The 14,087-nt window shown below is 71.3% G+C and carries 16 protein-coding genes; 4 read left to right on the forward strand and 12 right to left on the reverse strand.

The features are described 5' to 3' along the window. The first annotated feature begins 127 nt into the window (after positions 1-127). The 4 genes from ABT345_RS16785 to ABT345_RS16800 all read left to right on the forward strand — a co-directional run bounded on the left by ABT345_RS16785 (position 128) and on the right by ABT345_RS16800 (position 2,216). On the forward strand, positions 128-334 hold the full coding sequence (locus ABT345_RS16785) for a hypothetical protein (protein ID WP_345092883.1): 207 nt from the start codon (positions 128-130) through the stop codon (positions 332-334). Positions 335-468: 134 nt separating this feature from the next. Then, a complete protein-coding gene (locus ABT345_RS16790) occupies positions 469-909 on the forward strand; it encodes an SRPBCC family protein (RefSeq protein ID WP_345092880.1) in 441 nt (146 codons plus the stop codon). 146 nt (positions 910-1,055) lie between these two features. Next, the gene (locus ABT345_RS16795) at positions 1,056-1,190 is read left to right on the forward strand and encodes a hypothetical protein (RefSeq protein WP_345092877.1); all 135 of its coding nucleotides are present in this window, start codon (positions 1,056-1,058) and stop codon (positions 1,188-1,190) included. A gap of 171 nt (positions 1,191-1,361) precedes the next feature. Further along, positions 1,362-2,216, forward strand: a complete 855-nt coding sequence (locus ABT345_RS16800; protein ID WP_345092875.1) for a DUF5655 domain-containing protein — start codon at positions 1,362-1,364, stop codon at positions 2,214-2,216. Between the two features lie 222 nt (positions 2,217-2,438). On the opposite strand, the gene ABT345_RS16805 is transcribed toward ABT345_RS16800, so the two are convergent. The 12 genes from ABT345_RS16805 to ABT345_RS16860 form a co-directional block, all read right to left on the reverse strand. Next, positions 2,439-2,768, reverse strand: coding sequence for a nucleoside triphosphate pyrophosphohydrolase (locus tag ABT345_RS16805; RefSeq protein WP_345092872.1), 330 nt, complete (start codon positions 2,766-2,768; stop codon positions 2,439-2,441). 391 nt (positions 2,769-3,159) lie between these two features. Then, complete coding sequence (locus ABT345_RS16810) at positions 3,160-3,738, reverse strand: hypothetical protein (RefSeq protein ID WP_345092869.1); 579 nt, start codon at positions 3,736-3,738, stop codon at positions 3,160-3,162. Positions 3,739-3,949: 211 nt separating this feature from the next. Further along, positions 3,950-5,095: a DnaB-like helicase N-terminal domain-containing protein gene (locus ABT345_RS16815; protein WP_345092866.1), complete on the reverse strand. Its 1,146-nt coding sequence runs from the start codon at positions 5,093-5,095 to the stop codon at positions 3,950-3,952. A 35-nt stretch (positions 5,096-5,130) separates the two neighbouring features. Next, positions 5,131-5,541: a hypothetical protein gene (locus ABT345_RS16820; RefSeq protein ID WP_345092863.1), complete on the reverse strand. Its 411-nt coding sequence runs from the start codon at positions 5,539-5,541 to the stop codon at positions 5,131-5,133. Between the two features lie 213 nt (positions 5,542-5,754). Then, a complete protein-coding gene (locus tag ABT345_RS16825) occupies positions 5,755-7,014 on the reverse strand; it encodes a DNA cytosine methyltransferase (RefSeq protein WP_345092860.1) in 1,260 nt (419 codons plus the stop codon). Beyond that, on the reverse strand, positions 7,011-7,589 hold the full coding sequence (locus ABT345_RS16830) for a hypothetical protein (protein ID WP_345092857.1): 579 nt from the start codon (positions 7,587-7,589) through the stop codon (positions 7,011-7,013). The genes ABT345_RS16825 and ABT345_RS16830 overlap by 4 nt, the downstream gene beginning before the upstream one ends. After that, a complete protein-coding gene (locus ABT345_RS16835; RefSeq protein ID WP_345092854.1) occupies positions 7,582-8,388 on the reverse strand; it encodes a tryptophan synthase subunit alpha in 807 nt (268 codons plus the stop codon). Before ABT345_RS16835 ends, ABT345_RS16830 begins: the two co-directional genes overlap by 8 nt. After that, positions 8,388-9,104 carry a hypothetical protein gene (locus ABT345_RS16840; RefSeq protein WP_345092851.1) on the reverse strand — a complete coding sequence of 239 codons (717 nt, stop codon included), beginning with the start codon at positions 9,102-9,104 and terminating at the stop codon, positions 8,388-8,390. The genes ABT345_RS16835 and ABT345_RS16840 overlap by 1 nt, the downstream gene beginning before the upstream one ends. A gap of 74 nt (positions 9,105-9,178) precedes the next feature. Continuing rightward, positions 9,179-9,703, reverse strand: coding sequence for a hypothetical protein (locus ABT345_RS16845; RefSeq protein ID WP_345092848.1), 525 nt, complete (start codon positions 9,701-9,703; stop codon positions 9,179-9,181). A gap of 110 nt (positions 9,704-9,813) precedes the next feature. After that, positions 9,814-11,613 (reverse strand): type IV secretory system conjugative DNA transfer family protein, encoded by a 1,800-nt coding sequence (locus ABT345_RS16850; RefSeq protein WP_345092845.1) that lies wholly within the window; start codon positions 11,611-11,613, stop codon positions 9,814-9,816. 704 nt (positions 11,614-12,317) lie between these two features. After that, positions 12,318-13,097: an SPDY domain-containing protein gene (locus tag ABT345_RS16855; RefSeq protein WP_345092842.1), complete on the reverse strand. Its 780-nt coding sequence runs from the start codon at positions 13,095-13,097 to the stop codon at positions 12,318-12,320. A gap of 144 nt (positions 13,098-13,241) precedes the next feature. Beyond that, a complete protein-coding gene (locus ABT345_RS16860; protein WP_345092840.1) occupies positions 13,242-14,066 on the reverse strand; it encodes an SPDY domain-containing protein in 825 nt (274 codons plus the stop codon). Between the last annotated feature and the right edge of the window lie 21 nt (positions 14,067-14,087).

The following is a 14,087-nucleotide window of genomic DNA, read 5'->3' on the forward strand; positions in this document are numbered from 1 at the left end:
CTCGTTGCGCCCCGTGGCCGGGGAGGGCGCCCTTCCCGCTGTCCCTCGTCATGGTGGCCGGCGTCGCGCTTGCCGCCTGTCATGGCTTCGGGGTGCGGGACGGGGCCCAGGGGCTGACTATGGCTCCATGAGGCGAACCGTTGTCGTGCATCCGCCGTCGCCGACGGGCGGCCGTCGGGTGACGATCGGCGGCGAGATCTTGGGCCTCGCGTACAACCTGGCGGACGTGGAGGAGTTCCTGCGGCGCGCAGGCGTCGACGATCCGGATGTGCTGCTGGCGACGGCGCAGGGGGCGATCGAGTGGCACGGCGGCAGTCCGGAGGAGTGGACGTGAGGCGGTGGCGACTTCCGGGGCGGTCCAGGCCGGACCTACCTGATGAGGGGCTGGGGTGGACGAAGCGGCCGGCGCGAGGGGCCCGACGAAGATACGGGGTGTGCTGGTGAAGCCCCGGAGAGTATGAGGTGCTTATGTCTACGCTCGAAGAACACATCGATATCGCTGTCCCTCTCGAAGCAGCCTGGGATTGCCTGCATCGTGCGGAGGCCTATCCGCAGTTCCTCAACGGTGTACGGGCGGCTCGGCCGGAGGGTGAGCGACGGGCGCACCTTGACGTTGACGCGGCCGGCCGGGCACAGGACTTCGACATCGAGATCGTCGACCGTGAGATGGAGAACGTGATGACGTGGCAGACCACGAGCGGTCCCGATTTGGCCGGGACCTTCTCGCTGCTGCCCATCGACCGCGGCCACACGCGGCTCCAGGCCCGGTTCGAGTACGACCCGGGCACCATCAAAGAATCCTTCGGCGGCCCGCAGGGCTTCGCGCAGGCAGTCGCGATCGAGCGTGGAGTGCGGAGCGATCTCCAGCAGTTCAAGGAGCTGGTGGAGGCGGAGGCCAGGGCCAAGTAGATCCTGCTGCCCCGTCCTGGTGATAGCCGAATGCGGAGAGGGCCCGGTGGGCGGTGCGGTGCGGCCCCTCTGCGCCTGGCGGCGCGATATGTGCGAGAGAGAGTGTGCGCTGACGCTGCACTGGAGGCCGGGCGTACCACCGAGGGGTGAACTCCCAGGAGAACGCGAGGGCTGTGTCTGCCGCCAAGGGCGTCGACGAGGCGGTGCAGCAGCATGGCGTGCCGGTCGAAGGAGGCGAAGCGGCCATCGACGGGGCGGTCCGCCCCGGCCTGGCAGGTTGAGCGGGATCGCGACGGCCTGAGCCAAGCGCTCCGCGCGCGGTTTGACGAGGGCCGCACGAAATCACTGCAAGAGTTAAGGGATTCAAGGAAATAACCCAGTACCTCCCGGTGTTATGGCTGGGCATTCCAAGGAGGGGATTGGGCCTGAAGCTGTTTCACACAGAGAACGGTGTGGTTGAGGTCGCGTCGCATCTCGCTGAAGTCGAGGCGGATGTCCAGGGGTTGGTGGAGGCGAACATGGACGTGATGTTGGGGGTCACGTTCGTGGCGAGCGAGTATGTCATCGGCTGCGACGGCGACGGGGGCGGGCGGATCGACTCGCTGGGGGTCGATGAGAACGGCAGCCCGGTGGTGATCGAGTACAAGCTCGGGCGTGACGCGGGGGTGATCAACCAGGGCCTGTACTACCTGGCCTGGCTCATGCGGCACCGGAGCGTGTTCGAAGGGCTGGTCAGCGACCGGATCGGAGCCTCGGCCGCGGCGCACATCCTGTGGACCGCGCCCCGGCTGATTTGCATCGCGGGGGACTACACCCGCTACGACGCTCATGCGGTGCGGGAGCACCGGCACAGCATCGATCTGGTCCGCTACCGGTACTTCGGCGGTGAACACATCGGCCTGGAGACCGTGGCGTCGGTCACCGGGAGGTCGGCCGGCAGGCGTCTGCGGCGCTGCGAAGCGCCGCCGCAGACGACGGCGCAGGCGCGAGGCGCGATGGCGGAGCTGGCGGACGCGGCCGATGAGATGCTCCTCGGCGCCGGGGACGGCGTCACCTGCGTGCAGCGCAAGACGTACCGGGCGTACCGCCGGCTGCGGAACTTCGCGTATATCTGCCCGCCCCGGCAGAGCAAGGTGCTGGTCTACCTCAAGGCGGACCCGAAGGTGGTGGACCTCGTCCCCGGGTTCACCAGGGACGTCACCGGTCTCGGCCATCACGGCGGGGGCGACCTGGAGGTGCAGCTGCGCACCGAGCGAGACCTGCACCGCGCCCGTGAGCTGTTCCAGCTGAGCTATGCCGGAGTGTGACAGATCGCGGCCGTGCCGACCGTGGTGCTGCTCAAGGCGGATCAGGCGGTGCCGGTTGAGCGACAGCGTGGGCGCCGGTCAACCGGCGCCCACGCTGTGATCTGTTTCGACGTGGAGGGGGCTTGGGTGAGGCGACTTCGAACTCGCTGTTGTGCGGCCCGGGTGCGACGTCGTGGCGCCTTTCGGGAACGGCGCTCGCCCGTTCACATTGCCGAGTAGCGGTTACCGGGTTCCGCGTAGGATGCCCCGGTCGGCGAACCCGCCTCGCTCCTGTGCTTGGGCCACGCGGATCGTCTCCACTTCGGCCATGTCGGATCCCAGGTCCGCGGCGAGGGCGTGCATGACCTCCAGCACGTCTGCCAGCTCGGTCAGTGCGTCATCTCCCTCTTGCGCTGCCAGGACCTCCGTGACCTCTTCGACGAACTTGTATCGCGGTCGGCCGCGATACTCCTCCGGGTTCGCGATATAGGCGCCCGGTATGGCCCCGCGCTCTCGGATGATCTGCGGAATCAGATCCCTGACGAGCTTCTCGTCGCTCGGGTGGTGCTTCACTCGTTGCGGCCCTCATCGTGAGGCGAACTCCGATCGCCACCCCTCAAGTCAGGCCATTTTAGGGTGTGTTGTATTCCGGTTCGCCGCTCTCGAGGACGCGGAGCAGGGATGCTGTGACGACGCGGGAGGTGCGACCGATGGTGAGGACACGACACGGGAAGGCTCCGCGGCGGACAAGGTCGTACCCCTTCGAGCGGGAGAACCCCAGGGCCTTGGCCGCGTCGCTCACGCTTCCTGTGCCGTTCCATGTAGCTCGGATGCGCGTGGGGCTGTACCGGGCATTCTGTAGTTCATCTATGTCTTGTGTCATGAGGTTCGTTTCGCGGTGGTGGCTGCTACCGGTGAGGTGGTGGTCAGGTCGTTGGTGCAGGCAGGGATGCTGTTCGCGCGGCTACCGCGTGCGGCGGTCGGTGAGGTCGGCCCGCGGCGCCGGAGGAGTCGGGGGCGTCGGGCTGAGGTGGTTTCGGTGCGCGCGGGTGTCGTGGGCGAGGGCGTACGCGGGAAGGTGCTGAGGCCCGGCGGGTTCGGCAGGCGTGGTGGTCGGTGCGCTGAGGGAGGTGACGGCGTCTTCGGCTTGCCGCTCCGCTTCGGTCGCGGGAGCGGGGCCGGGACGGACGCGGTCGCCGTAGGTGTCCTCGAACGCTCGGAGGGCTCGGCCGGTTGAGGAGAAATCCTCTGTCTGCTGCCGGAGGTGGTCTTCGCCGTGTAGGTGGATGCTCGTGCCGGTGGAGAGGTACGTGCCGACCGCGGCGGTGGTGCTGCCGTTATGGGCGTGGGCGTGGATGACGAGGTCGCCGTCGCGGATGTCCTCATACAGCCGCTGAGCCTGGGGGGACATTCCCCGGGTCTCGATGTTGTCGATCAGTTCCTGTAGCCGGGGTGTGATCACGACGGTGGCACCCAGGGCAGTGTAGAACTGGGCGACTTGGCGGGCTACGGACGGTTCTTGGCGGTCGATGCGGGCGAGCACCAGGGTGTCGGCGGATGCCGCGGCCCAGTCGGCGTTCAGGAGCGCGGAGCTGACAGACCAGGACTGCGTGCCGGTGAGGGTGGCGACGACGGCAGTGGGATGTGAGGGGTGGACATCGAGGTGGAGGTAAGCGTCGATGGCTGGTCCTGCCTGTGAGGTCCGGTGGTGCCCTGTGCGGGAGCCGGAGGGGTGTGAGGGGCGTGGTCTTGCGTCACGAGGATCGTCTCGGCGCTGTGGCGGCGGGGACGGGTAGGCGCGTCGACGGAGGTGGGCGTCCTCGTGCGGCGGCGGGGCGGCGAGTTCCCGGGGCTCGGGGCGCGGCGGCGGCCTGGTGCCAGCGGACGCGGATCGCGTGGAGTGCGGCGAGGGCGCGGCGGCTGCCGGTGATGAGCTGGTGCGGGGTGTTGGCGGGGGCGTCCGCGTAGGCGTGGATGTGCCGGGCGGTGGTATGGGCCTGGTGGAGGAGTGCGCGCTCCACCACCACGGTGGCCCAGTACTCCGGGGTGCCGGTGGGAGTGCTGACCAGTGCCATCACGTCGGCGGCCGGGGTGTGGTCGAGCAGTCCGCGGTGGGCTGCTTCCCACAGCACGGTGACGGGGTCGACGGGTTCGCGGCGGTGGGCGAGGGCGTTCAGGCACCGGTGGACGGCGCCGTGCAGCGGGATGGCGTAGTCGTCGGCGGAGAGCCAGCGCAGGCGCTGCAGGGTGTCGGGGGCTGCGGCGAGGGCTGCGAGCAGGTCGCGTTCGTCGGCCCGGACGTCCTCGGACGGCATCCGGGGCGGTGGTGCGGGTGTAGGGGCGTGGGGGAGCGAGCCGGGGTGCGGGGCGTGCGCGGCGGCGAAGGCGTCGAGTTCGGCGGCGAGAGCGTCGGCGGCGGCGAGCGTCGCGGTGGCCGGCTGGGGATGGTGGGTGTCGGTCGCGGCCTGTTCCAGGGTGAGGGCGCGCTCGCGCAGGGTGCGGCGGGCGTGGTCGGCGCGGATCATCCCCGCGTACGCGGCTGCGTGGGCGTGGGCGGGGCAGGCGGCGATGAGGGTGTGGAGGTAGGACTGCGTCACGCCTGGCGCGTCGGCCCGGGCCGCGTCGGCGACGGCGGTCACCCACACCGGCGTCGTGGCGTGCTCAGCCGGGGGCGGCACCGCGAGCCGCCCCATCACGGTGAACAGGATGCCGTGGGTGTGGTTGTCGAAGTGGTCGGCGGTGAGCGGGGGGAGACCGGGGAGAAGGCGAGGGTTGAGGAGGAGAGCGCCGAGCAGGGCCTGTTCGGCGTACTGCACGGGCTGTGCCGTGAACACGCCGTCCTGGACCGCATCGTGTTCACGTGGGGCGCGGGCATCAGGCGACCAGAGTGATGACGTCATGGGGGTAACGGAGCTGGGGGCTGGAGAGGGGGCGGTCAGCGGCGGCAGGCGGCAAGCCCCGGAGAGGCGCTGGGGCCGGGTGGCAGAGGCGACGGGGCGGCCGAGGGTTGGCTCGGTGCGTTCGCGTTCGCGTTCGTGTTCGAGGCCGAGGGCACTGGCGTGGCGAAGGTGGGGCTGATGCTGTCGAGTCCGTCGGCCAGAAGCCGGGCAGTGTCCGTCGCGTCTCGCAGCCATTCCCAGGTATCCGGCGGCAGGCTGCGCCAGTTGGCGTGGTTGCGGGCCCATTCGAGGATCTCGGCGGCGTTGCGAAGCTGATCGGACAGCTGGTCGAGCACTGCCTGCTGTTGATCGCCGTCGCGGGCGGTGTAGGTGGCCTGCAGGAGTTCGTCGAGGGCCGTCGGCAGGGGTGGGCGGTCTTCCGGCAGGCCGAAGAGCGCGGCATGCAACGACAGAGCGACGGCGTTGACGGGGCCGCCCCGCCCACGGTGGCGCAAGTGCGGGGGAGCAGTGCGGCGCGCATCGACGCCGATGGTGACGTCGCGGGGCGTGGCATCCGGGTGCAGGTGCTGGGCCAGGGCGCGGGCGAGGTCGTGCGGTGTGGGGATGTCGGAGGGCGTGAGGGCTCCCTGGGTGAGGTATCTGTGGGATCGGTGAGGACATCAGGCGGCCAGGGTGAAGTCGTCGGGGCGGACAGCGGCGCCGAGGTGCGGGGCGAGGAGGTGGGCCGCCAGGCGCGGGGGCACGGCGTTGCCGATCTGGTTGAAGGCTCGGCCTTTGTTGCCCTGCCAGGGGTAGTCCGCCGGGAAGGTCTGCAGGATGCCGGCTTCGCGGGCGGTGATCCGGATCGGCTCCGGCGGCGGGTTGGGTGCACCGTCCGCCTGCTCAGCGGGGTCGGGATCGGCGACCCAGGTACATTCGTTGGACCTGTGCCCGAAGAACAGCGTTCCGGCCGGCTCATCGATGCCGCGCACGGTGGCGTTGGTCTGGTTGTTGCTCCGCAGCGCCCACCTCCACCGTCCCGTCTGACCGGTGCGGTCGGACGCCGGAGCATCGGAGGTCTGGGAGCGGCGGCCGCCGAGCCGGGCGGCCCGACCCGAATCCCGGGGCTCCAGCACCGTGTCGACCGGGACCCAGGTGCCGCGATCTCGCGCGCCGGACAGCGCCCGGCGGGCGCCGGACGGTAAGGGCTCAGGTCCGCCGCCGGGCCCGCCGCCCGCGCAGACCGTGGGGACGGGGCGGTCGGTCGCGCCCCAGCCGAGCGCCGCCGCCATCGACACCCAGCGCTCCCGCCCGGGGCCGAACAGGGTTTCTCCCTCGGCATGTTGGGCGTGGGTGGGTGCGGGGGGAGCGGCGACGCGGACGCGGGAGGCGAGGAGGATCGCCCGCTGCCGGGTCTGCGGTACGCCGTAGTCGGCCGAGTTGAGGACGCCCGTCCACACCGAAAAGCCCCAGGATCGCAGGATGGCCGCGTACTGCCGCCACAGGGGCAGTACGTCGGGGACTTCCTCCATGACGACCCAGTCCGGCTGCCCGGCGGCGCGCAGGGCGTGGAGGTAGCGCATGGGCTCGGCGGCGAGAAGGCTCCGCTCGTCGCGGCAGGCAGCCAGGAGACCGACGCGGGTGTCGCGTCCGGCCGCGAGGTCGGCGACGGCCTGGTGGACGAGCGGCTGGTCGATCAGGCCCAGGCGCCTCCCGGCCCTCGACCATGCCTGGCACGGCGGCGATGCGATCAACCCGTGGACGCGGCCCACCCACGGCCACACTGGATACGCCGCCACGTCCGTCCGGATCGTCAACTGCCCGGCAGCGGCACGGGTCTTGCAGGCCCACTCATCCCATTCGAGCCCGACGTCCCGGACGCCGAGCACGCTCAGCGCGTGGCTCCAGCCACCCGGACCGGCGAAGAGGTCCAGGATCAAGCGGCCAACTCGACGGACCGAGCCGGGCTCTGCGCGTCTTCGCGGCACGTGCAGGACGGCGGGCCGTCCACGAGACGCAGCTGCTGCTCATCCACATCGACCCCCGTGGTCTGGAGGACGGCCTGGAGCGCGGTGGTGTCAGGGGCGTGGTGGAGGGCGTGGAAGAGCGTGGGGATGCGGTCGAGGAGTTCGGCGGCCGACGTGAGGTGCTGCTGAGGGGAAGGGCCGATCAGGACGACGGGCCCCGCGGCACTGGAGCGGGAGCGGCGGCGCTCGCCATCGACGACCTGGGCGAGGGCGGCGGTCAGCTCGGCGCCGGCGTGCTGGGCGGCCTTGGCGATCTGCGCGACGCGGTCGAGGCGCAGCAGGTCCTCGGCGGAGTGCTGCCGGGGCCGCGTCAGGTCACGGAACAAGAGCAGCGCGGTGCGCGTGAGGACGTGGGTGTCGGTGATCCAGGAGGTCAGCGTGTGCGTGTCGGCGGGGTGGCCGGCGCGCAGCGAACGGTGAAGGGCGAGCGCATCGGCGGTGAGGCCGGCGAGAGCTTCGGCCCGGGTGGGGACGGGGGAATCAGTCATGGAGGTCCGTAGGGGAGGGCGGGTGGCGGAGGGCCGCGGCGAACGCGGCGGCCAGGGCGGGGGCTTGATCGGGGTCGGTGCTCAGGGCACGGACGAGGGGGGTGCCGATGACGACCGCGTCCACCAGCGGTGCGATCTTGGCTGCGAGGGCCGGGGCGGAGATCCCGATCCCTGAAACCACAGGCAGCGGACTCGCGGCGCGAAGGCGCCGGGTGAAGTCGGCGAGAGCCTCGGTGTCGAGCGGGCCCCGGTAGCCGGTCGGAGCCGAGCTGGCGGGCGCGTACAGCCACCCGGGCGCTCCGGCGACCGCGCTCGGCAGCACGCCAGCGGGAGTGTGGCGCGGGATGAGGCGCGGGGTGTGCAGCCCCGCTCCCGCCGCGGTGTCGTGCCAGTGCGCGGCGCTGTGGTCGGGGAGATCGACGACCATCATTCCTGCGGCACCGGCGTCGGCGAACTGGCGCGCCAGGCGGGCGGGGCCGTGATGTCTGACGGGCTCCCAGTAGGTCATGACGACGGTCGGACGGAGTCCGGCGGCGTGCTCGACGGTGCGGACGGTGCGTTCGAGCGCGTTCCCCCGCTGCAGGGCGCGATGGTAGGCGGTCTGGATGACGGGGCCGTCGAGGAAGGCGTCGTGGTGTGGGAGCCCGACTTCGAATAGGGCGGCCCCTGCCTGGGAGAGACGGGTGAGGTGATGGCGCTCCACCGCGGCTGGGTGAAGGCCGGCGGCGAGGAACAGGCCCAGCGAACACCGTGACCAGGGAAGGGCGGTGTGGAGGGCATGGGTTGCCGGGGCGGGCATCAGCGGCTCTTCGCTGAGTTCGGCGCCGCGTCGGGGAGCGTCGGGGCGTGGGTGGGGTGGGTGCGGGCAGCGGACACTACGCGGGCTGAGGGCGGTGCCAGTTTGCTTGCGCCGTGCCGGATTTCGATCGACGTGCATTCGAGTATCTCGTCCGCCTCCCCGCGGTGGTGCGTGACGACCTCGTCGGCGTCCTTCCGCAGGCGCTCCACGTCAACGTCCGACGGGCGCTTGCGATACGCGGAGAAGGATGCGCGGTCGTGGAGTGCGACTTCGGCTTGAACGACACTGAGTTCGGCCAAGGCCTGGCCCAGCGAGGCGAGGGCGGTGCTGTACGCCTGGATGACGATCGGCGCGTGCCCGTCGGTCCGGGAGGCGTGCATGTAGCCGTCGAACTTGCCCTGAACGGCGGTGGTGATGTCGACCAGGGTGCGGACCTGCGCGCTCACGCCGGTCAGGGCCGGGAACCGGAGATCGGGAGGGTCGGCCCTCAGACGGAATCGGAAGCGATCGATCTGATCGGCCGTGTCGACGAGGTCCAGGGCAATGGGGATGCTGCTGATGGTGAAGTTCCTTGGGGTGGGGCAGCGCTGCGCGATGGCCGAGGCCGGCCGAGACAGCTGCACCGACGCGGTGGGCCGCTGCGGCTGTGCGATGGCGGTGATGTGATGGCCGCGGAGGCCGGCGAGCACCGCCTCCACCGCGCTGCGCGGGGACATGCCATCGAGGCCATCGGATTCGTAGGTGTGCCGGGAGTCTCCAGCTGGGCTGCAGGACGCCGACGAGGCGGTCATCAGCGGGGGCGGTGTGTGGCTACCGGGGGGCGGTGGCCGGCCGCCGCGGCGCCGGAGGGTGTGGTGGTCGGAGCGGCTGCGGCCGACGGCGAGGCGGCGCTCTGCGAGAGCGCGTCGGCGATGCGCTTTTGATCTGCGCTACGAGCTGCGGCGGAGGCCAGACGGCGGGAGAGGTGGTGGGCCACGATCTTGCACCCGTCAGCTGCGGCGAGAAGCCGGTCCACTGCCCCCGTGAGGCATTCGCGGCTCGACGCCGGGGTGGTGTCGGCGTCCTCGTACAGCAGCACCTCCGTCCGCAGATGGATCGAGCGGGAGCACAAGGCCGCGCCGAGGCCGGTGTTCGCGACGGCTTCGACGAGGCGGGCGAGATGCTCCTGGCCTCCGCCCATGACCGCGTACTGGCTGGCCGCCAGGGCCTGGAGTTCGGCGTGGCCCCGCAGTGCGACCTCGTGCGCCCGCGCGGTGACGGCGCCCAGGTCGCTCACCGGCCGGGCGAACTCGCTGCTGCTCCGCGCCGTCTGCACGGCCTCGCCCAGGGCGCGGAGGTCGGATGCCAGCGCGCCCAGGACTCTGGTGTGACGGGAAAGGTCAACGGTCTCGATAATGAACTCCGAAAATCAGTAGGCTGGTTGAGCTACGCGGCCTGGCCGTAGTCGTCCTGGTGTGGCTCGTGCTTCGCGAGGGCGCGGGCGGTGATCGCCTTCGTGGCGCGCGTGGAGGCGGCGGACAGCTGGTCGGCGCCGGGCTCGCGGTACCAGGGGCGCAGCCGGAGCAGCGCTGCGGGCAGGCCCGTCGCGAACAGCAACGCCTTGCCCTTGGCGAGGGCGCGGACGGCATCCGCGGGGAGGATGCGCTCCTGCCGCATCGATACCGAGGTCGACTTGCCGGACTCGGAGTGAGAGGTGGAGACCGTCTCGATTTCTTGGTCACCGATCATCCGGGACAACTTGTCGGCGAAGTCGATGTCGTCGATGCCGCTGCCGATCACCTTGATGGTGGCGGCGGACCAGAGGGCGTCCATGCCGACCTCGCCCCAGACGCGCTGGCCCTGGCGGTAGGACTGCAGGATGGTGATCGGGATGACGCCGCGGGACCCCAAGTGCGAGTACAGATCAGGCAAATCACTGATTTTGCACACGTTTGCGGCCTCGTCGAGGATGGCGATCAGCGGCGGGTCGAGGCGTCCGCCGGCGCGCTCGGCCTCGGCCGTTGCGGCGCGCATCACGGAGTCGGCGCACGCGGCGATGAGCGCCGAGGCTCCGCCGCCGCCGTCCTTGCTCAGCAGGTAGAGGGTGTCGGTCGACGTGGCGAAGTCGGCCGGCCGGAACTCGGGCACGTCCTTTTGAGGGGTGACCCAGGCGGAAATCTTGGAGTTTAGGAGCGAGGCCGCGTACTGGCGGCTCGTTTCGAAGATGCCATCCCTGGTTTCGGGCGGGCCTTCGATGGTGCCCTTGAGCTGGGCGGCGACTGCGTCGTGGCCGTGATCGCGGAGGATGTCGAGCGGAGTGCGGTCGCCGGGGGCGGCGAGCCAGCCCATGATGTCCGTGATCGGCCGTTCGTCGAGCGCTGCGGCCAGCATCAGCTGGGCGAGGATGTTGGATCCGGCCTTCGACCAGAAGTCGCCCTGCTGGGAAGCGTCGACGCTGGCGGTGAGGAAATGCTGCGCGAGCCGCTGGGAGCCTTCCAAGCTCTTGGCGTCGGCGAGGGGGTTCCACCACATCTGGCGGTCGGCGTGGGCGATCTGCTGCGGGTCCATCGTCCACACCCGGCCCACCTTCGCCCGAGCGTCCAGCGTGGTGGTGAAGGCGTCGTTCGCGGCTTTGTTGCTGGTCAGGAGGACGGGGCCGGGGGCGGAGAGGACGGCTGGGATCGCGAGCGAGGTGGTCTTTCCGCTGCGGGGCGCCATGATCGCGACGGCGACGTCCTCGTACGACATGCGGATTTCGCGGCGGCTGCCGTCCAGATTGCCGAGCAGGATGCCGGTGGCGGAGGGGGCGATGTCCGCGGTGCCCGCCAGACTTGGCCGCAGCTCACGGGCCTTGGCGGCGACTGCCTTGGCCAGGAGCGGCTGGATGTCCCGGGCTCGGGCCATGCCGGTGATCTTCGTCTTCCGGCCGCCGGAGCCAGCGGTGTCGCGGTGCCGGGACCATAGGAGCCCGGCGCCGGCGCCGAGGGCGAGCAGGGCGGCGAGGGGGATGATGCGGGTGGAGATGAGAAGGGACGTTTCTCCGGCGGACGGCCAGAGACGGTCAGGGTGCAGGAGGGCGGTGGTCGGCTCGTACGGCGCCCAGCTGCCGTCGGAGATCAGGGCGGCGGTGTTGCCGGAGAGCCAGGTGAGGTGAGCGAGAACGACGGCGACGACGAGCGCCCCGAGCAGGACGCGGAAGGCGACGTCGTACCCATCACCGGAGGAGGGGCGGGAAGCAGAGGGCAAGAGGAGAGCAGAACCGTATCTGAAAGGGGAGTGAGTCGAGCGCGGTCACCGTCGCGGCGCGCCGCCGGCGGGACGTTCTGGCAGAGGGCGTGAGCGGACGTTGGCCGCGGGCACGTGCGTCACCGTCGCGCGGAGACCTCGGGACGCCGTGCGACGGCTGTGGTCGTCGGGGCCGGCGCCAGGGGAGACGGGGCCCGTCGGGCGACGGCGTTGATCTCGGTGAGGGCGTAGCCATGGGTGGCCCAGGTGTCGAGGTGGGGCCAGGCCGCGGCGTGGAAGGCGGCGAGAGCGTCGTCGTAGGCCGGGGAGCCGGGTGCGGCTGCGTCAGGGAGGCCGTCGCGGGTGCGGTCCCACTGCTCCTGGAGGCCGTCGAGCTGGTCGAGCGCGGTGCGCAGCAGGCCGATCTGGTACGGCCAGCGACCTTGGCCCCCGTACGGCGAGATCCGCGTGAGCTGGATCTCGGCCGTGGCGAGAAGCTGGCGTGCAGCGTCGCGGACGGGCTCGAAGGCGGCGAGGCCGTCGGCGTTGCGCTCGGCCTGACGGAGGGCATAGGCGTGGTCGTCGTGCGGCCAGCCGTCGAGATCCGTAGACGCGTCGCTGTACGCGTCCCAAGCGGAGTTGAGCGCCGCACTGGCGCGGCTGTAGCGGGCCAGGTGCCGCAGCTGGTGAGCGTGGGTGTCGTCGGGAATGTGGTTCTCCTCGGATCAGGGACGGCGGCGAGGGGAGCGGCTGTCGCCGGCCGGGCTCGGCGGAAGGGGAAAGGGGCCTGATTGGCCGCGGCGGAGGGCTCGGCGGGCGGCGGCGACACGGAGGTCGACGAGGCGGTGCGCCGGTATCCGCACGGCCTCGCCGACGCGCAGGTGCGAGGGGCTGACGGGGAGGGCGTGTCGCGGGCGGAGCACTCCGTAAGGGCTCGCGAGGGAGCCGATCAGCGCCGTGACCACGGGCGTTGGCGTTGCACCGCTGAGGTGGGCCCGCCACAACGTTCGGCCGGTATCGGGGCAGTCGGCCAGGATGGACAGGCCGGCGCCGGCGGTCGTGCCGACGACGCAGGTGCCGTCCGGGGAGGTGGCGGTGGTCAGACGGCCGCGGGAGACGCTCCAACCGGCAGACCGGAGGACGGCAAATTCGTCGTTGCCTGTGGGCGCGTGGCCGGAGGTGAGCGCGTCGGTGGCGGCGCCGATGATCTCCACCGGCGTTTGTCCGTCGGCCGAGATGCTCCATGCCCAGCCGCGGTCAGGGCGGCCGGTGATCGTCCACGATTCTCCGTGCGGGTGGGGTGCCGACTCACCGTCCGGGCGGGGCGCGAGCTGCAGCGTCCGAGAGCCGCCGGGGGACGCCAGCCGGATACCGGGCAGGTGCTGTGTGCTCACGGTCCAGCCGACGGCGTACAGCGGGGCGGTGACGTAGCGGGGGTCGCCGCTGCCGGCGAGGTACCGCGGTGCGACGGGGTGGCGCAGGACGGATTGCGGGGTGCGCCTCATCGGGGCAGCTCTCGCACGGGCGAGGGCGGTGCTACCGGAGGGGCAAGGCGGTTGAGAACGAGGTGGTGGTGGCGGTACAGGACTGGTGCGGGGGTGGTCATGAATCCTGGTGTCGGCGTGGTGCGGAGAGCCGCGCGTCGGGCGTCAGCGCGTGCGTCGCTGCCCCGGCACCGGGGGCGGAGGAAGCGCCGAAGCGGGGGTGGGCGAGGGCGCGGTGGGGCCGCTGCGGGCGGCGGCTTCGACCCGCTGGAGGTGCGCGTCGGCCAGCTGCGCGGACGTCATGGAACTGCGCGCCTGCTGGGCCCCCGGGGCCAGCATGTTGGCGGTGGAGCGCACTACCGGAGTGGGGCTGGCCAAGGATTCGGCGAGGGCGGCGACGAGGTGGGCGGGGGTGGTGGAGTCCAGCCAGCCGTGCCACAGGGTGCGGTTGGTCGCTGCGCGCACCTTGATGTGCCAGGGCTCGACGGCACGGACGTCGGCCTTGCCGTCGCGGGTGACCGTGGCCAGCCCGTCGGGCGAGGCGGAGATCAGGCAGTCGTCGTCGCCGGCCCAGGTCCACCCGTGCCGGCGTAGCACGTCCGGGACGGTAGGAGCCGGTTCAGGAGTGGGCGCGATGAGAGCATCGGCCAGTCCGGCAAGGATCTCTACCGGCGTCCCCTGCCCGAACTCGGCCCACCACTCCTCCGGCGTGCCGTCGCGGCCGATGAAACACCAGTAAGACCGGTCCGGAGACTGCGGGTTGATGCTGACGCTGGTCTGCTGATCGGGGCTGAGCAGCACCAGACCGGGAGCGAGCGGATCCGACGTGCGGGTCCACCCCGAGGCGGCGAGCGGGTGGGTGAGGTGACGCGCGTCGCCGGGCCCGGCGAGGTGGCGGGGCCAGACATCGCACGGATATCTGACGTCCGTGCCGACAGCAGCGATGTGCTCGAGGGACGGGGAGAGCCCGTCCGAGGGCGGTTGATGCATGAGTCCTTCTGCGAAATCGGT

The sequence above is a fragment of the Streptomyces sp. NPDC000404 genome (assembly GCF_040300365.1).
Lineage (GTDB): Bacteria > Actinomycetota > Actinomycetes > Streptomycetales > Streptomycetaceae > Streptomyces > Streptomyces ramulosus.

Excerpts from the sequence above, each read along its gene's own strand:
- ABT345_RS16855 (WP_345092842.1), bottom strand. The coding sequence starts at position 13,097 with ATGAGGCGCACCCCGCAATCCGTCCTGCGCCACCCCGTCGCACCGCGG.
- ABT345_RS16790 (WP_345092880.1), top strand. The coding sequence starts at position 469 with ATGTCTACGCTCGAAGAACACATCGATATCGCTGTCCCTCTCGAAGCA.
- ABT345_RS16785 (WP_345092883.1), top strand. The coding sequence starts at position 128 with ATGAGGCGAACCGTTGTCGTGCATCCGCCGTCGCCGACGGGCGGCCGT.
- ABT345_RS16860 (WP_345092840.1), bottom strand. The coding sequence starts at position 14,066 with ATGCATCAACCGCCCTCGGACGGGCTCTCCCCGTCCCTCGAGCACATC.
- ABT345_RS16815 (WP_345092866.1), bottom strand. The coding sequence starts at position 5,095 with ATGACGTCATCACTCTGGTCGCCTGATGCCCGCGCCCCACGTGAACAC.
- ABT345_RS16840 (WP_345092851.1), bottom strand. The coding sequence starts at position 9,104 with ATGTCCCCGCGCAGCGCGGTGGAGGCGGTGCTCGCCGGCCTCCGCGGC.
- ABT345_RS16830 (WP_345092857.1), bottom strand. The coding sequence starts at position 7,589 with ATGACTGATTCCCCCGTCCCCACCCGGGCCGAAGCTCTCGCCGGCCTC.
- ABT345_RS16835 (WP_345092854.1), bottom strand. The coding sequence starts at position 8,388 with ATGCCCGCCCCGGCAACCCATGCCCTCCACACCGCCCTTCCCTGGTCA.